This window comes from Achromobacter sp. RTa, assembly GCF_000757485.1.
GTDB lineage: Bacteria > Pseudomonadota > Gammaproteobacteria > Burkholderiales > Burkholderiaceae_B > Achromobacter.
The window spans coordinates 224589-242423 of record NZ_JPYO01000043.1; the positions used below are offsets into that span (position 1 = coordinate 224589).

Consider the following 17835-nt stretch of genomic DNA (forward strand, 5'->3'; position numbering starts at 1 on the left):
GCATCGTCGCCATAACAACACCCACAAGGGAGACAAGCATGGCAATCAGGCTGAACCTCAGGCTGCGTCGCATCGCGACCGCGGCGATCGTCGCGCTCGCGGCTCCGCCCGCCGCGCTGGCGGCCTTTCCGGACAGGCCGGTCAAACTGGTCGTGCCCTACACGCCGGGAGGTTCCGCGGACCAGTTGTCGCGCGTGCTGGCCGAAGGCATGTCGCGCGACCTGGGGCAACCCGTGGTGGTCGAGAACAAGCCTGGCGCCAACACCATGGTCGCGGCGACCCAGGTGGCCAGGTCGGCGCCGGACGGCTACACGGTTTTCCTCGCCAGCAACGCCAGCATGGTGCTCAATCCCATGCTCTATCAACGCATCGCCTATGACGCCGCGCGCGACTTCCGCGTGCTCGGAATCGCGGCCGAATTGCCGCTGGTGGTGGTGGCGAACAACGAGGTGCCGGCGGCCACGCTGGCCGAGTTCGTCGCCTATGCCAAGGCGCGGCCCGGCAAGCTGAACTACGCCTCCGTGGGCATAGGCAATCCGCTGCAGTTGGCGACCGAACTGCTGAAATCGCGCACGGGCATGGACGTGGCGCATATCCCGTACAACGGCAGCGCGCCGGCGCTTACCTCGCTGATGGGCAACGACACGCAACTCATGGTGGACGTGGTCAGCACGTCGCTGCCGCTGGTGAGGGAACGCAAGATCAAGGCGCTGGCCGTCACGACCGGCGAGCGGCTGGCCGTACTGCCGGACGTGCCGACCGTGGCGGAAAGCGGTTTTCCGGGATTCCGCGCCGCCACCTGGTTCGGCCTGGCCGCGCCGCGCGCCGTGCCGCGGGCCGAGGCGCAGCGCTTGCAGGCGGCGCTGGACAAGGTGCTGAAGGACCCGGCGTTCCGCGCCCGCTTCGAACCCCTGGGCCTGGTGACCCAGGCGCCGCGCGGCCAGGAAGAGATCGATGCCTATGTGCAGGAAGACCGCCAACGCTGGAGCGCCGTGATCGAGGCCAATCACATCAAGCTGGACTGAGGCGCAAGCGGCGGGGCGCTGCGCGCCGCCCGGCGGCCCGCGGTCAGGCCTTTCTGGCGCCGCCGCGGCGCGCCTTGCGCGTGACGTTGCGCCGCGAGATCTCGGAATCCAGGATCAGCCTGCCTTCGAGCTTGCCGTGCATGCGCTTTACCGAACGCATCGCGTCCTGCATGTGCTCGCTCATCAGCGCGCGCACCTTTTCGACGTCGCGCTCCCGCGCCGCAGCCAGGATCTGGCGGTGGAAGCCGGTGTTCGCGCTGCCGAAGCGCTGCTGTTCCGCCAGCGGCATTTCGTTGTCGAAGACGGTCAACTGCCGGATCATCTCGTTGGTCATTTCGCAGCTGAACCGCAGGAACGGGTTGGGGCAGGCCGCCGCGAAAATGTCGTGGAAGTTCATCTCTTCCTGGCGCTGGGCCAGCGGGTCCTCGATATCTTCGGCCGAGGGATCGCAGCAGGCGATGTTCTGCTCCAGCGCGGCGAAATGCGCCTCCGTCAGGAACGGCACGGCGCTGGCGGCGAGTTCGGGCTCCAGGAGCTTGCGGACCTGGTAGATGTCCTCGATCCGCACCTCCTTGAAGAACAGGTAGTTCTGCATCAGCTGGAAGGTGCGGTCCAGGGGCACCTCGACCACCGTGCCGCCGCCGCCCGGGCCGGTGCTGACCTTCACCAGCCCCTGCACCTCCAGCGACTTGAGCGCTTCGCGCATGGTGCTCTTGCTGACCGAAAACATGCTTTGCAGTTCGCTTTCGCGCGGCAGCTTGTCGCCGGGCAGCAGGTTCTTGGCCGTGATCAGCCGCTTGATCTCCTCGGCGACCAGATCGCTGCGCTTGGGCGGACTCGATGCGCCCGCGGCTTGTAGGTCCTGACTGTTGAACGCCATTGCGTTCCTCCGTTGCTGCGTGGTGTGCGCGGAACTTGCCCGGGCCGTTCTCCGCGGACCCCGGGTTATACCTGATGCGCCCGCTATTGACAGAGCCGGTTCGCCAAACTGATCATGATAATAATCCTATTTATCATGATAAATAGGATGGAAGTCACGGTATAGGCATGAAGCGCCAGGACTTGCCAGCACGCCCACGGGCGGCAGGCCTGGCACGGGAGCTTGGAGCAGACAGAGTCGGAATGGGGACGCGCATGGTGCGCGCTCGACATCGTCAATATGCCGCGGCGCCGCCAGCGGCAGCCAGGGAGAACCATCTTGAATCGCCGCAACCTGCTGAAACTCGCCGCGCTGAGCGCGGTACCCGGATCCTTGTGGACCGCCCGGTCCGCGCTGGCCCAGGCGGACGCCATCCAGTTCGGGTGTCCAGTGCCCATGTCGGGCGCCTTTGCCGCCAACGGCAAATTCGCGGACCTGGGCATGAAACTGGCGCTTGAGCAATACGGCCGCGCGCTGGACCGCCCGCTGGCCTATACCGTGCTGGACACCGAGGGCAAGCCGGCCACGGCCGTGCGCAAGGTGCAGGAAATTTCGCAGCAGAAGGGCGTGAAGTTCTTCGCCGGCGGCATCCTGTCGTCGGAAGCCCTGGCCATGGGCAAGGAAGTCGAGCGCGCGGGCGGCGTATTCATCACTACCGCGGGCGCCGACGAAATCACCGGCAAGGATTGCAACAAGGCCACGTTCCGCTGGTCGGTGCCCACGTTCGGCGCCATCGAGCAGACGGTGCGCCCCTTGCTCGAGAAACTGCCCAACGCCAAGCGCTGGTACACCATCACGCCGCAGTACGTATTCGGCGACGGCCTGCTGAACGCGGCCAAGGCGATCTTCAAGGAAAAGGGCATCGAGCACGTCGGCAACAGCTACCACTCGCTGACCGAAAAGGAATTCAGCGGCTACCTCACCAATGCGATGGCCGCCAAGCCCGACGTGCTGCTGATCCTGAACTTCGGTTCGCAGTCGTCCGACACGCTGCGCCAGGCGGTCAGTTTCGGCATGAAGCAGAACTGCACCATCCTGGTGGCCTGGGCGTCCGGCCTGGAACAGTTCGAAAGCCTGGGCGCGGATCTGTGCGAGGGCGTGTATTTCGGCGCGCAGTACTGGCACGGCATCGATTCTCCGCTCAACAAGGAGCTGGTGAAGCTGTCCCAGGAAAAGACCCGCGCCAATCCGAACTACAGCCTGGCGGGATCCTATATCTGCACCCGCATCATGCTGGACGCCATCGTCAAGGCCGGCAGCGCCGATCCCGCCAAGGTGGTGGCCGTGATGGAGGGCATGGCGTACCAGGGGCTGACGGGGGCGGAGGAAATCCGCAAGGAAGACCACCAGGTCCTGAAGAACTATTACCTGCTCAAGGGGCGGGCCAAGAAAGACATGAAGGACAAGGACGACTATGCCGAGATCGTGCATAGCGGCCGCTCCTTCCTGCCGCCCGCGGAAACCGGCTGCAAGCTCTAGCGTCCTCGAGGCCGGCCCCGCGGGCGCGCCTGCCGTCCGCGCGGGCCGGGCATCCCGCGGCCTTTCGTTTCCTCCATCGGGCATCCCCATGAACGTCTATCTGCTCCAGGTCATCAATGGGATCGGGGTGGGCATGCTGTACTTCCTGCTGGCAGTCGGTCTGTCCATCGTCTTCGGTCTGTTGCGTTTCGTGAACTTCGCCCATGGGGCGTTTTATCTGCTGGGGGCCTACTTCTGCTTCCAGGCCATCCAATGGGGCATGGACTTCTGGCTGGCGCTGGCCGTCGTGCCGCTGCTGGTGGGCGCCTGCGCCTGGGCGGTAGAGAAGGTGGTGCTGCGCCACGTCTATGCGCAGGCGCATGAGTTCCATATCCTGATCACCGTGGGCCTGGCCCTGGTGCTGCAGGAGCTGGTCATCGTGGTGTGGGGGCCGATCGGGGACAACGTGGCCGCGCCCGCCTCGCTGCAGGGCGTGGTCATGTGGGGCAGCTTCATCTATCCCAAGTACCGCCTCTTCGTGATCGGATTCACCGCCGTTTTCTCGCTCCTGCTCTGGTACGTGCTCGAAGGCACGCGGCTGGGCAGCGCCGTGCGCGCCGGCAGCGAGTCCACCGAAATGGTGTCCATGCTGGGCATCAACGTGTTCCGCATGTTCAGCCTGGTGTTCGCGCTGGGGGCGGCCACCGCGGCGCTGGCCGGCGTGCTGGCCGCGCCGATCCGCGGCGTGGAGCCCTTCATGGGCGTCGAGGCGCTGGGCATCGCCTTCGTCATCGTGGTGGTGGGCGGCATGGGCAGCTTCTTCGGCGCGCTGGTCGGCGGCCTGCTGATCGGGGTGGTGCAGAGCGTGATGAGCACGCTGTGGCCGGAGGGCGCGCGGCTGATGATCTATGTGGCGATGGCTGCGGTGCTGCTGCTGCGTCCCCACGGCCTGATGGGGAGAGGATGATGACGCGCTTGAAATCGCACGCCCAACTGCTGCTGGCGCTGGCCGTGGTGCTGCTGTTGCCGCTATGCATGCAGTCGGGATCGCTCGCCTCGGAAGTATTGATCTACGCCCTGGCGGTGGTGGGCTGCAACCTGCTGCTGGGCTTTACCGGCCTGCTGTCGTTCGGCCAGGGCATCTTTTTCGGCCTGGGCAGCTATGCCGTCGGCCTCCTGCTGACGCGCACCGGCCTGCCGATGCCGCTGGCGCTGTTGGCCGCGATGGTGGTCGGGGCGCTGGCGGCCACGCTGGTCGGCTGGTTCGCGATCCGCCAGCGCGGCACCTATTTCGTGATGCTGACGCTGGCCTTCGCGCAGATGTTCTACTTCCTGGCCTATAGCCTGCCGGACCTGACGGGAGGCGACAACGGCCTGCTGGACGTGCCGCGGCCGCCGCTCTCGGTGGCAGGGATGGAGCTGCTGGCGCTGGACTCCCCATGGAGGTTCTATGCCTTCGTGGCCGCCTGCTTCCTCGGCGTGTTCTGGCTGTTGCTGCGCGTGACCAATTCCGTCTTCGGCCGCACGCTGCTCGCGATCCGCGACAACGAGGCGCGCGCCACGGCGGTCGGCTACAACGTGCGCCTGTTCAAGCTGGCGGCATTCGCCATTTCCGGAGCCGTCACGGCGCTGGCGGGGGCTTTCCTGGCCATGATGACGGGCATCGCGCCGCTGTCCAGCATCGAATACCACAGCAGCGAGATGATCCTGGTGATGACGGTGATCGGCGGCACGGGCAATCTGTTCGCCTCGGTGCTGGGCGCGGCGTTCTATGTGTTGTTCGCGGATTGGCTTTCCACGCTCTGGCCGCGCTGGCTGATGCTTCTGGGCTTCCTGCTGATCGCCGTCAGCCTGTTCATGCAGAAGGGGCTGTGGGGCCTGGGCGAACGCATCTGGCTGGCGCTGCGGCGCCGGTCGGGCGGCGCCGAATCCGCCGCCGAGGAGAAGAGCGCATGAATCAAGCCACTTCCACGCCGCTCCTGCAGGCGCGCGGCATCGTCAAGCGCTTCGGCAAATTCGTGGCCCTGCACGGGGTGGACCTGCAGGTTCGGCCGCGCACCGTGCATTCGGTGATCGGCCCCAATGGCGCGGGCAAGACCACGCTGTTCCATATTCTCACGGGCACGCTGCGCACCAGCGAAGGCAGCATTACCTTCGACGGCCAGGACGTCACGCAGGAGGCCGACTACCAGCGCGTGCAGCGCGGCATCGCCCGTTCTTTCCAGGTGACCAGCCTGTTCGCCAATCTGTCGGTGCGCGAGAACCTGCGCCTGGCGGCCCAGGGCGCGCACCGCGCGGGCGCCTTCGATTGCTGGCACCCGCCGACGGGGGCGCGGGCGCAGCGCGAGGTCGTCGACGCGGCGCTGGAGCGCCTGGGGCTGCCGCGGCTGGCCCACGTCGCCGCGGGCGCGCTGTCGCACGGCCAGCAGCGGCGCCTGGAGGTCGGCATGGCGCTGGCTGCCCGGCCCCGCGCGATCTTCCTGGACGAGCCGACGTCCGGCATGGGGGTGGACGACCTGGACGAAATGAAGCGCCTGATCCGCAGCCTGCGCGACGATCACACCGTGGTGCTCATCGAGCACAACATGAATATCGTCATGGACATCTCCGACACCATCACGGTGATGCAGCAGGGCAAGGTGCTGGTCGAGGGGCCGCCCGACGCGATCCGCAGCGACGAACGGGTGCGCGCCGCGTACCTGGGCAACATGATCACCGGAGGCCGCGCATGATCCTGCACGTCGATGCCGTACACAGCTATTACGGCAAAAGCCATATCTTGCAAGGCGTGTCGCTGGCGCTGCAGCAGGGGACGGTGGTCACGCTGCTCGGCCGCAACGGCGCGGGCAAGTCGACCACGCTCAAGACCATCGCCGGAGTGATCGCGCCCAAGGCCGGCGCGGTGCGCTTCGGCGGCCGCGACATCGCCGGCCTGCCGGCCCACAAGATCGCCGCCATGGGCGTCTGCCTGGTGCCCGAGCACCGCGGCATCTTCAAGCTGCTGACGGTCGAAGAGAACCTGAAACTGGGCATGCGCCGCGATTCGCCGTGGCAACTGGAAGACATCTACCGCATTTTTCCGCGGCTGAAAGAGCGGCGCCGCAACGGCGGCGGCCAACTCTCGGGCGGCGAACAGCAGATGCTGGCCATTGGCCGCGCGCTCATGAACCATCCGCGCGTGCTGATGCTGGACGAGCCGGTCGAAGGCCTTGCGCCCGTGATCGTCGAAGAGATCGTGGCGCAGATCCAGTCCATCAAGCGGGCCGGTGTCACCATCCTGCTGGTGGAGCAGAACCTCGAGGTCTGCACCCAGCTGGCCGATCACCATTTCATCATCGAGCAGGGCGCCATTGTCTACGAAGGAAGTAACGCCGCCTTCATGGCGGACGAGGACGTGAAGGACCGCTATCTGGGCGTTGGCGTCTGAGACCAAGGAAGCAAACCATGGAAATGAATGCACTGGACGCCGTCAGCGGCATCCGTATCGACGGAAACCGTCTCTGGGAATCGCTGATGGAACTGGCCCGCATCGGCGGGACCGACAAGGGCGGCGTGTGCCGCCTGGCGCTGACCGACCTGGACCGGCAGGGGCGCGACCTGGTCTGCGCCTGGGCCCGGGAACTGGGCTGCAGCGTGCGCGTGGACGCCATCGGCAATATCTTCATGCGCCGGCCGGGCCTGCGGGACGACCTGCCCGCCGTCATGACGGGCAGCCACATCGACACCCAGCCCACCGGCGGCAAGTTCGACGGCAACTACGGAGTGCTCGCGGGCATCGAGGTCCTGCGCACGCTGGAGCAGCGGGGCATCGTCACCGAGGCTCCGCTGGAAGTTGTGGTGTGGACCAACGAGGAAGGTTCGCGCTTCGTTCCCGTGATGATGGGATCGGGGGTCTACGCCGGCGCCTTCACGCTGGAGCACGCCCTGGCCGCGACGGACCGCGACGGCGTCAGCGTGGACGATGCGCTGCGCGCCATCGGCTACGCAGGCCCCGAGCCGGTGAAGCCGCGCGCGGCGGCCGCCTACTTCGAAGCGCACATCGAGCAGGGGCCCATCCTGGAGGCCCGGGGCATCACCATCGGCGCGGTGCAGGGCGCGCTGGGACAGCGCTGGTACGACATCGCCGTCACCGGCCAGGAGGCGCATGCCGGACCCACCCCGATGGAGCTGCGCCGCGACGCGCTGGTGACGGCCTCCCGGTTGGTGCTGGAAGTCAATCGCATCGCGCTGGACCATGCGCCGCACGGGCGCGCCACGGTGGGCTGCATCGACGGCTTCCCGAATTCGCGCAATGTGATCCCGGGGCGGGTGGCGTTGACCGTGGACCTGCGCGCGGCCGACGACGCCACGCTGGACAGGATGGCGGTCGCCCTGGAGAAGGTGTGCGGTGAGCTCGCCGAGCCCGGCCGCTTCGACATCGAGCGCAAGGAAGTCGTGTATTTCCCCCCGCAGCCTTTCGAGCCCCGGCTGGTGCAGGCGGTCCGTGACGGCGCCCGCACGCTGGGGCTGGACTCGCTGGACGTGATCAGCGGCGCGGGCCACGACGCGGTCTACATGGCCCGGGTGGCGCCCACCGCCATGATCTTCGTGCCGTGCAAGGACGGCATCAGCCACAACGAGATCGAAGACGCGCGGCCGGAGCACCTGGAGGCCGGCTGCAATGTGCTGCTGCACGCGATGCTGCGCTGCTGCGGCCGGATCCAGTTTCCCGAAGGAGACCCGGCATGAAAGTGCTCATCGCCCGCATGAATCACGAGACCAACACCTTCTCGCCGGTGCCCACGCCGCTGTCCTCGTTCGGGTTGGACGGTCCCACCTATGATGCCGACGCCTATGCCGAGAACCACGGCATGCGCACCGCGATGTCGGCGTTCATCGACCTGGCCGAGGCGCGCGGCGCGGAACTGGTCACCCCCGTTTCGGCCACCGCCTATCCCAGCGGCCGCGTGGCCGCCGGCGCCTACGAAACCATTTGCGAACGCATTGTCGCGGCCGCGCCTGGCTGCGGCGCCATCCTGCTCGACCTGCATGGCGCGATGGCGGTGGAAAGCACGGATGACGGAGAAGGGGACCTGCTGGAGCGGGTCCGCCGCGCGGCTCCCGGCGTTCCCATCGCGGTGGCGCTGGACCTGCACGGCAACGTCACGTCCAAGATGGTCGCCAATGCCGACGTCATCATCAGTTTCAAGACCTACCCGCACATCGATATGTACGAAACCGGCGAACATGCGGGCCGGCTGCTCTTCGACAGCATCGACGGGCGCATAGCGCCCTTCATCGCCTGGCGCCGGCTGCCGCTGGTCTCGCATACGCTGCGCAGCAACACGGGAGAAGGGGCCATGCGCGAAGCCGTGGAGGCCGCAAGGCGGGCCGAGGCGGGCGGCGCGCTGGGGGTGTCCGTACTGGCGGGTTTCGGGTTGGCCGACATTCCTCATCCCTGCCTGAGCGTGGTGGCGGTGGCCGACGGCAGCCAGGACGCCGCCGAGCGCATCGCAAGCGAGATGGCGGAGGCAATCTGGGCGCAACGCGAAGGCTTTCTCTATGAGAGCGAACCGCTGGCGCAGTCCCTGGCGCGGGCGCGCCAATTGGCAGACGGCGCCGACAAGCCCGTGCTGCTGCTGGATCACGGCGACAACTGCATGAGCGGCGGCACCTGCGACACGATGGACGTGCTGATGGCCGCCGTGGACGCGGGGCTGGATGGCATCGTGGCGGGGCTGTATTGCGATCCCGAGGCCGTCGACACGCTCACGCGGGCCGGCGTGGGCGCCGAAGTGGAGCTGCCGGTGGGCAACAAAATGCCCATCGACAGCATCGGCCGGCCTGCCCGGCCGGTCACGCTGCGCGGCACCGTAAGCGCGCTCACCAATGGCGAATACGTCATCACCGGGCCCACCTATACCGGCCAGCTGGCCTGCATGGGCCGCAGCGCGGTGCTCGACATCGGGCAGGCGCGCCTCGTCATCACCGAGCGCACCCACGAGCCCTGGGACCTGGGCGTATTCCGCAGCCTGGGGGTGGAGCCAGCGCAGGCGCGGTACATCCTGGTCAAGTCGCGCATGTACTGCCGGCCGGTGTTCGTGCCGATTTCCTCGGCGCTGGTGGAATGCGACAGCCCCGGCGTCACCAGCTCCGACTGGTCGCTTTTCGATTTCCGCAAGCGCGCCGGCCCGCATTTCCCGCTGGAGCCGCTGGCCGCGGCCGACTACGACCCCAGCCAGCCGCCGGTCTAAAGGTAGGCAGGGTGTCTGACACCTGACTCGGTTCAGTGTCTGACACCCGTACGAAATGGCCTTCAATTTGCTTTGCCGCCACCCGGGTGTCAGACACGGGAGGAGGGTGTCTGCACCCGTGACCACCTCTGCAAGCCGTGGCAACGTCTCGTACGAGTGTCAGACACGGGCGAGGCTACGTTATCTTCGAGGGTGTCAGACACCTGACCTTGGTGTAGGTGTCACGCACCTGCCTGGGGGTTCAGTGTCTGACACCCCTACGAGACGGCCTTCAATCTGCTCTGCCGCCACCCGGGTGTCAGACACTAGCGCGTTTTTAGGGCCGTTGCCTCAGGGCAACATTCACATGTTCAGCATCTCAAACAAATAATGAGAATGATTTCGTTTATTTGTATTATGCGACGGAAGTATTGAAGCTCCAGTGGCGCCCAGCACGGCGCATCCGCCCCTCGGGATTCCGCAGATTCCCGAACATCATCCGCGCAGACGGAAATTCCGACATGAAAATCAAGACCCTAGCCTATGTGGTGGCCGCGATGCCGTGGTGCCTTCCCATCCACGCACAGAACGCCGCGCCACCGGCCTCCAGCACTGCCGGCCAAGGCTCTGTCGTATCGATGGATGCCATCACCGTCGAAGCCAGCGCGGACGCGTCGGCGGGCGGATTGGCCGAGCCGTTCGCGGGCGGGCAGGTTGCGCGTGGCGGCCGCATTGGCCTGTTCGGCACGCAGGACATCATGGACACGCCGTTCAGCATCACCAGTTATACCAACGAGCTGATCCAGGACCGCCAGGCGCGCAGCGTCGGCGACGTGTTGCAGAACGACGCCGGCGTGCGCGTGGCGCGTGGCTTCGGCAATTTCCAGGAGTCGTATTTCATCCGCGGCTTCATCCTGGGCTCGGACGATGTGGCCTACAACGGCCTGTACAGCCTCCTGCCGCGCCAATACATCGCCACCGAGCTGTTCGAACGCGTGGAAGTGCTGCGCGGCGCGTCGACCTTCCTGACCGGCGCCGCGCCCGGCGGCGGCGGCATCGGCGGCGTGATCAACCTGGTGCCCAAGCGCGCGCCGAACGAACCGCTCACCCGTGTCACCACCGGCGTGTCCAGCGGCGGCCAATTTCAGCTGTCCACCGACATCGCCCGCCGTTTCGGCCCGGACGGCAGCACGGGCATCCGCTTCAACGCGGCGCAACGCAGCGGCGACACCGGCATCGACGACGAGCACTCCCGCACCAGCCTGGTGTCGCTGGGCCTGGACTGGCGCTCGGCCGACACGCGGCTGTCCGCCGACATCGGCTGGCAGGAAAACAAGCTCAAGCGCGCGCGGCCCAACGTCACGCTGGGCCCCGGCGTCACCACCGTTCCCGACGCGCCGGACGCCAGCTCCAACTACGCGCAGCCGTGGTCCTACTCCAACGAGCGCGACCTGTTCGGCACCGTGCGCGCCGAGCACGACTTCAACGACAAGCTGACGGCCTATGCGGCCTTCGGCATGCGCCGCAGCGACGAAGCCAACTCGCTGGGCAATGTCACGCTGACCAACGGCAGCACGGGCGACGGCACCTTCTATCGTTTCGACAACACGCGCGAGGACAGCGTGAACACCGGCGAGCTGGGCCTGCGCGGCAAGGCGCGCACCGGCCCGGTGGGCCATGAATTCGTCGTGTCGGCGTCGTTCTTCGACCTGAAGAAAAAGAACGCCTATGTGATGGACTGGCAGAACACGTTCGCCACCAACATCTACGACCCGGTTTCCTACGACAAGCCGGCGTTCAGCGCGAGCGCGCTGCGCGGCAACGACCTGGACAACCCGGCGCTCCAGGGCCGCACCCGCCTGAGCAGCTATGCCATCGGCGACACGCTGTCCTTCCTGGACGACAAGGTGCTGCTCACGGCCGGCATCCGCCACCAGCGCCTGTCGCAGCGCGATTACGCGTACAACACCGGCAAGGAAAACGGCGCCTACGACGCCAGCCACAATTCGCCCGCGGCCGGCATCGTCGTCAAGGTGGCGCCCAGCGTTTCGCTCTACGCGAACTACATCGAGGCGCTGGTCGCGGGGCCCACCGCGCCCGCGGTGGCCGGCGGCAAGCCGGTGCCCAACGTGGGCGAGAGCCTGCCGCCCTTTGTCTCCAAGCAGAAGGAAATCGGCGTCAAATACGAGTCCGACGGACTGGGCGCCGGCCTGGCGCTGTTCTCCACGGACAAGCCGCGCGCCATGTACAACGCCAGCAATGAGCTGACCACCTCGGGCAAGGACCGCCACCAGGGCGCCGAATTCACGCTGTACGGCGAACCCGTGAGGAACGTGCGGCTGCTGGGCGGGCTGACCTGGCTGGACGCAGAGCAGCGCTCCACCGGCGATCCCGCCATCAACGGCAACCGCGTGATCGGCGTGCCGCGCTTCCAGGCCAACCTTGGCGTGGAATGGGACATCCCCGGCGTTCCCGGCCTGGCCGTGGACGGCCGCGTGGTCTACACCGGCTCTTCCTACGCGGATGACGCCAACACGCTCAAGGTGCCCGGCTGGACCCGCTTCGACGCCGGCCTGCGCTACATGATGGACGTGGACGGCCACGTGCTGACCCTGCGGGCGCGCGTGGACAACATCGCCAACCGCAACTACTGGTCCTCGGTGGGCGGGTATCCCGGCAACGGCTACCTGGTGCTGGGCGGCCCGCGCACATTCTCGCTGAGCGCGAGCATGGACTTCTAAGCCCCGGAGGGCGTCACCAGAACCAGCCGCCGCGCGTCAGGCTGGCCTCGCAGCTCTTGTACTGCGCGCTGAACTTTTCGGCGCGCGCCTGCACCTTCTGCGACACGGTCTTGAGCCAGGCCTTGCGGTCATAGCTGCGGTTGCGGTAACCCGTCCAGCCCTCGTGGTAGTTCAGGTACTGGCCGTAGGCATCCCATTTCGAGATGCCGTTCAGGCGCTGGGATTTGTTCATATACCAGCCCATGAAATCCAAGGCGTCGGCGAAGTCGTCGCGGCTGGCTCCCCAGCCGCCGGCTTCCTTCTTGTAGTCGGCCCAGGTTTCGTCCTTGGCCTGCGCGTAGCCATAGGCGGAGCTGACCCGGCCCCACGGGATGATGCCCAGGAAGTAGTAGCGGGGCGGCACCGCGTCCTGCTTGAACGAGGATTCCTGGTACATCATGGCCATGGGCACGGGTACCGGCGCGCCCCATTTTTTCTGCACTTTCAGCGCGGCGTCGTGCCAGTCCGGCTTTTCGCGGAAGATGGCGCAAATGTTCTCGGGATTGGACGGCGGCGCGGTGGCGCAGCCGGCGAGCGCCAGCAGCAGCGGGGGCAGCAAAAGCCGGGTCATTGGCGGGTCTTCCTCCTGGTCGCGCGGCCGGGGCGGTCCCGGCCTTGGCGGACGTGTGTCAATGGTTACCGCGATTGTATTGAAACGTATCGTCCGTCGCAGCGCGGCGGGCGTGGGGCAAAAAAAACAGCCCCGGATCGCTCCGGGGCTGTTCTGCAGGCCAGGGCCTGGCGGACGCGGGCGTGGCCCGCTTGCCGCTTAGAGTTCGATGACGTCGGCTACGTCCTTGTAGTCGGCGATCTTGTCGAAGTTCAGGTACTGGTAGATCTGGTCGCCGCTCTTGTTGATGACGCCCATGTCGGCCATGTACTCGTCCTTGGTCGGGATGCGGCCCAGTTTCGAGCAGATGGCGGCCAGTTCGGCCGAACCCAGGTACACGTTGGTGTTCTTGCCCAGGCGGTTCGGGAAGTTGCGGGTGCTGGTCGACATGACGGTCGCGCCTTCGCGGACCTGCGCCTGGTTGCCCATGCACAGCGAGCAGCCCGGCATTTCAGTGCGGGCGCCGGCCGTGCCGAACACGCCGTAGTGGCCTTCCTCGGTCAGTTGCGTGGCGTCCATCTTGGTCGGCGGGGCCACCCACAGCTTCACCGGGATGTCGCGCTTGCCTTCCAGCAGCTTGGAGGCTGCGCGGAAGTGGCCGATGTTCGTCATGCAGCTGCCGATGAACACTTCGTCGATCGTGGCGCCGGCCACGTCGGACAGGGTCTTCACGTCGTCCGGGTCGTTCGGGCAGGCCACGATGGGCTCATGCACGTCGGCCAGGTCGATTTCGATGACGGCGGCGTATTCGGCGTCGGCGTCCGGCTCCAGCAGCTTGGGATCGGCGAGCCAGGCTTCCATTGCCTTGATGCGGCGGCCCAGCGTGCGCTCGTCTTCATAGCCATTGGCGATCATCCACTTCAGCATCACGATGTTGCTGTTGATGTATTCGATGATCGGTTCCTTGTTCAGGCGCACCGAGCAGCCGGCGGCCGAACGTTCGGCGGAAGCGTCCGACAGTTCGAAGGCTTGTTCGACCTTCAGGTCAGGCAGGCCTTCGATTTCCAGGATGCGGCCGGAGAAGATGTTCTTCTTGCCTTGCTTGGCCACGGTCAGCAGGCCTTGCTTGATGGCGTACAGCGGGATGGCGTTGACCAGATCGCGCAGCGTGACGCCGGGCTGCATCTTGCCCTTGAAGCGGACCAGCACCGATTCCGGCATGTCCAGCGGCATCACGCCCGTGGCGGCGGCGAAGGCCACCAGGCCCGAGCCGGCCGGGAACGAGATGCCGATGGGGAAGCGGGTATGCGAGTCGCCGCCGGTGCCGACGGTGTCGGGCAGCAGCATGCGGTTCAGCCACGAGTGGATCACGCCGTCGCCCGGGCGCAGCGACACGCCGCCGCGGGTGCTGATGAATTCCGGCAGCGTGTGGTGCGTCTTCACGTCCACGGGCTTGGGGTAGGCGGCGGTGTGGCAGAACGACTGCATCACCAGGTCGGCCGAGAAGCCCAGGCAGGCCAGGTCCTTGAGCTCGTCGCGGGTCATGGGGCCGGTGGTGTCCTGGCTGCCCACCGAGGTCATCTTGGGTTCGCAGTAGGTGCCCGGGCGCACGCCCTTGCCTTCCGGCAGGCCGCAGGCGCGGCCGACCATCTTCTGGGCCAGCGTGTAGCCCTTGCCCGAATCGGCGGGATCCTTGGGCAGGCGGAACAGCGTCGACGGGGCCAGGCCCAGGGCTTCGCGAGCCTTGGCGGTCAGGCCGCGGCCGATGATCAGCGGAATGCGGCCGCCGGCGCGCACTTCGTCGAACAGCACGTCGGACTTGACTTCGAATTCAGCGATGACTTCGCCGTTCTTGATGGCCTTGCCGTCGTAGGGACGCAGTTCGACCACGTCGCCCATTTCCATCTTGGAGACGTCCAGTTCGATGGGCAGGGCGCCCGCGTCTTCCATGGTGTTGTAGAAGATCGGGGCGATCTTGCTGCCCAGGCACACGCCGCCGAAACGCTTGTTCGGCACGAAGGGGATGTCTTCGCCGGTGAACCACAGCACCGAGTTGGTGGCCGACTTGCGCGAGGAGCCCGTGCCGACCACGTCGCCGACGTAGGCGACCAGGTGGCCCTTTTCCTTCAGCGATTCGATGAACTTCACGGGGCCGCGCTTGCCGTCTTCCTCCGGCTGGAACGCGGCGCCTTCACGCTTGTTCTTGAGCATCGCCAGGGCGTGCATCGGGATGTCGGGGCGGGTGGTGGCGTCGGGAGCCGGCGACAGATCGTCGGTGTTGGTTTCGCCCGGCACCTTGAAAACGGTGATCGTCAGGCTTTCCGGCAGTTCCGGACGGCTGGTGAACCATTCGGCGTCGGCCCAGCTTTGCAGGACGGATTTCGCGTTGGCGTTGCCCTTGTCGGCCTTTTCCTTCACGTCGTGGAAGGCGTCGAACATCAGCAGGGTCTTCTTCAGCGCATCGGCGGCGATGGTGCCGATTTCAGCGTCGTCCAGAAGTTCGATCAGCGGGCCAATGTTGTAGCCGCCCAGCATCGTGCCGAGCAGTTCGGTGGCTTTGGCGCGGCTGATCAGCGCACAAGCTTCCTTGCCCAGCGCCACGGCGGCCAGGTACGAGGCCTTGACCTTGGCGGCGTCGTCCACGCCGGCCGGCACGCGATGGGTCAGCAGCTCGACCAGGTTCTGCTCTTCGCCAGCGGGCGGATTCTTCAGCAGTTCGATCAGTTCGGCGGTTTGTTTGGCCGTAAGGGGCAGCGGGGGAATCCCCAGGGCCGCGCGTTCGGCAACGTGTTGGCGGTAGTTATCCAGCATGTGAGGCCTGCTCAAAGTCGGGTTGGAAGAAGGGTTGTTGCCCCGAATTGTAGAGGGAAGAGGGGGAGCCAAGCAAATGTCTTATATCTTATATAAGACCTGAAAGCATAGCTGTTGCTTAAGGACGACGCCGCCTGGACGGCCGCAAGGAGGAAGGGGCGGCATGCGGGCAGGGCTGGCGGAGGCTAGCGCGTGTTCGCGTCGTAGACTATTTCCACCCGGGCGAAATTCCCGCCATGCTGTTTCACATTCACCTGGAAGGGGGCGCTCTCGCCCGGCTTGAGCTTGGGAAGCCGGAGTTCCTGGAAGGCCGCGCCGGACAGCTTGTCCTGGGCGTCGTACAGGCTCACCCAGGCCTTGACGCCTTCGACTTCGGCGGCGCTGTCGTTGCGCACGCGTCCATGGACGGTCACGTACTTGTAGCGGTAGCGGTAGGTGAAGTTCAGGGTGCCCGTGCCCACATTGGCTTCGGTGTTCTCCACCGAGACGGCCAGCTTGGGCCGCGGGCCGGGCAGGGCGGCGCGCTTGGCAGGGAGCCAGTCGGTCTTGACTTCGGTGTAGCGGTCGACGCGCCCGGTCAGTGCCACCGGCACCCGTTCGCCGGGGTAGAGATGGGAGGGCAGGCTCCAATCCTGTCTCAGGTCCAGCGCGCGGGAACCATCGAATACCGTGATTGCCGCCTTCGGCGAGAGGGCGACATACTGGTCGCTGGTATTGACCAGTTCCGCGTACAGCACCGGGCGCTCGATTTCGTCGAGCAGCCGGCGAGGCGCCGACAGCTTCAGCGCCGCCGGGTCGAACAGCGCGAATTCCGGGTCCAGCAGTTCCTCGGTGCTCAGGCGCACGTGATCGATCACGCGCACGTTGGCGGGGCTGACGCGCACGATGCGGCTGGGCGGGGCGTCGTCCTTGGGAGGCGCGGCCGCGGCCGCAGGCGCGGGCTGGGCCGCGGAGCGCGCGCTCCAGGGCAGGATGCTGGTGTGCTTCCACAAGGCGTAGCCGCCGGCGGCAAGCATGATCAGCGCCAGCCCGGCGGCGGCCGGCCTCGACAGGCGCTTCGAGTTGTCGGAGCGGTTAGCGTTCACTTTGCACCATGTAATCGTAGGAGGCGACCTCGGCTTCGGCCAGCATTTCGCACCGCACGTCGAAGGCGGTGAGCGCGCCGGGCGCCAGCGTGCTGGCCGAGCCGTAGCCGTTGCCGATGCCGATCAGCGCGCCGTCGTCGCCGTAGAGCATCACCGTGACCTGGCTGCTGTTGGCCTCCCCGGCTCCATTGTTCTTCAGCAGGCCCACCAGGCGGTAGGTTCCGTCGTTGCGCACCAGCTGGACCTTGCTGGCGGCGATGTCGTTGTTCTTGCCGCGGGCCAGGGTGGGTTGCGACACCTGCAGCGCGTAGCGCGTGTAGGACTTGTCCGGGACGGAGATCGTCATGGGCGAGTATTCGCCTGGCTGCAGCGAGCGCGCCGGCGCGGACCCCGACGAGGACGACAGCGAGAGCTCCCCCTGGAAGAAGGAGGCGGTGACCCGCGGCATGTCGATTTTCTTGCCGGTCTCGTTGCGCACGATCAGGACGAGTTGACGGCGGCTGCGCGTCTGCACTTCGCGCACGTCGGTCAGCTTGACCAGCGAGGCGTCGATGGGAGGGGGCAGCGGCGGCTGGCGCGATACGCTGCGGCTGTTCGAGCCCAGCAGCGAGATCACCACCGGGACCGCGATGGCGGCGGCGACCGTGATGGCGATCGCCGCCAGGACGCCGGGACCGGGCCGCGCGGGCGGGGCCGGCTGCTGCATGCCGCGCAGGATCTTCTCGAGGCGCTGGGCGACGTTGTCTTCGACCAGCGTCACCGCATGGCAGTGGCTGCAGCGGTATTCATTGGTGTCCAGCTTGGTGAACTGGGCGCTGCCGCAGGTGGAGCAGGTCAGGGTCACCGTGTTGATCGTGGTCTGTCGGGGCGTCATTGGCGCGGGGCGGGGCGCAGCGGGGTTGCAGGGCGGCAAAGGATAGCGGGACCCCGCTGCGGGCGGGGTGCATGAGCGCATCTATTTGTGACAAATTATGAGTGAAGCTGCGACGCCACGC

14 protein-coding genes are annotated in these 17835 nt (G+C 66.6%); 9 read left to right on the forward strand and 5 right to left on the reverse strand.

The annotated features are described in order from the left end of the window. Positions 1-38 precede the first annotated feature (38 nt). Complete coding sequence (locus tag JL37_RS23985) at positions 39-1025, forward strand: tripartite tricarboxylate transporter substrate binding protein (protein WP_043547453.1); 987 nt, start codon at positions 39-41, stop codon at positions 1023-1025. A gap of 43 nt (positions 1026-1068) precedes the next feature. Here the strand turns inward: JL37_RS23985 and JL37_RS23990 are convergent, their stop codons facing one another. After that, entirely contained in the window at positions 1069-1905 is an 837-nt protein-coding gene (locus JL37_RS23990; protein ID WP_043547454.1) for a FadR/GntR family transcriptional regulator, read from the reverse strand. Between the two features lie 318 nt (positions 1906-2223). On the opposite strand from JL37_RS23990, the gene JL37_RS23995 reads away from it, so the two are divergent. The 8 genes from JL37_RS23995 to JL37_RS24030 all read left to right on the forward strand — a co-directional run bounded on the left by JL37_RS23995 (position 2224) and on the right by JL37_RS24030 (position 12355). Further along, complete coding sequence (locus JL37_RS23995) at positions 2224-3423, forward strand: ABC transporter substrate-binding protein (protein ID WP_043547455.1); 1200 nt, start codon at positions 2224-2226, stop codon at positions 3421-3423. An 88-nt stretch (positions 3424-3511) separates the two neighbouring features. Then, positions 3512-4369, forward strand: a complete 858-nt coding sequence (locus tag JL37_RS24000) for a branched-chain amino acid ABC transporter permease (RefSeq protein ID WP_043547456.1) — start codon at positions 3512-3514, stop codon at positions 4367-4369. Then, the gene (locus JL37_RS24005) at positions 4369-5358 is read left to right on the forward strand and encodes a branched-chain amino acid ABC transporter permease (RefSeq protein WP_043547457.1); all 990 of its coding nucleotides are present in this window, start codon (positions 4369-4371) and stop codon (positions 5356-5358) included. The genes JL37_RS24000 and JL37_RS24005 overlap by 1 nt, the downstream gene beginning before the upstream one ends. Further along, positions 5355-6134: an ABC transporter ATP-binding protein gene (locus tag JL37_RS24010; protein WP_043547458.1), complete on the forward strand. Its 780-nt coding sequence runs from the start codon at positions 5355-5357 to the stop codon at positions 6132-6134. Before JL37_RS24005 ends, JL37_RS24010 begins: the two co-directional genes overlap by 4 nt. Beyond that, positions 6131-6829 (forward strand): ABC transporter ATP-binding protein, encoded by a 699-nt coding sequence (locus tag JL37_RS24015; RefSeq protein WP_043547459.1) that lies wholly within the window; start codon positions 6131-6133, stop codon positions 6827-6829. Before JL37_RS24010 ends, JL37_RS24015 begins: the two co-directional genes overlap by 4 nt. A 17-nt stretch (positions 6830-6846) precedes the next feature. Further along, positions 6847-8130 (forward strand): Zn-dependent hydrolase, encoded by a 1284-nt coding sequence (locus JL37_RS24020; protein WP_043547460.1) that lies wholly within the window; start codon positions 6847-6849, stop codon positions 8128-8130. Then, positions 8127-9635, forward strand: coding sequence for a M81 family metallopeptidase (locus JL37_RS24025; protein ID WP_043547461.1), 1509 nt, complete (start codon positions 8127-8129; stop codon positions 9633-9635). Before JL37_RS24020 ends, JL37_RS24025 begins: the two co-directional genes overlap by 4 nt. A 500-nt stretch (positions 9636-10135) precedes the next feature. After that, entirely contained in the window at positions 10136-12355 is a 2220-nt protein-coding gene (locus tag JL37_RS24030; RefSeq protein ID WP_043547462.1) for a TonB-dependent siderophore receptor, read from the forward strand. Between the two features lie 13 nt (positions 12356-12368). Here JL37_RS24030 and JL37_RS24035 read toward each other — a convergent pair whose 3' ends face one another. From JL37_RS24035 to JL37_RS24050, 4 genes are all read right to left on the reverse strand, one after another. Next, positions 12369-12965: a lipoprotein gene (locus JL37_RS24035; protein WP_043547463.1), complete on the reverse strand. Its 597-nt coding sequence runs from the start codon at positions 12963-12965 to the stop codon at positions 12369-12371. A 198-nt stretch (positions 12966-13163) separates the two neighbouring features. Beyond that, complete coding sequence (acnB, locus tag JL37_RS24040) at positions 13164-15755, reverse strand: bifunctional aconitate hydratase 2/2-methylisocitrate dehydratase (RefSeq protein WP_043547464.1); 2592 nt, start codon at positions 15753-15755, stop codon at positions 13164-13166. A 185-nt stretch (positions 15756-15940) separates the two neighbouring features. After that, positions 15941-16840 (reverse strand): FxLYD domain-containing protein, encoded by a 900-nt coding sequence (locus tag JL37_RS24045; protein ID WP_043547465.1) that lies wholly within the window; start codon positions 16838-16840, stop codon positions 15941-15943. Next, complete coding sequence (locus tag JL37_RS24050; protein WP_043547466.1) at positions 16830-17714, reverse strand: FxLYD domain-containing protein; 885 nt, start codon at positions 17712-17714, stop codon at positions 16830-16832. The genes JL37_RS24045 and JL37_RS24050 overlap by 11 nt, the downstream gene beginning before the upstream one ends. Positions 17715-17835 lie beyond the last annotated feature (121 nt).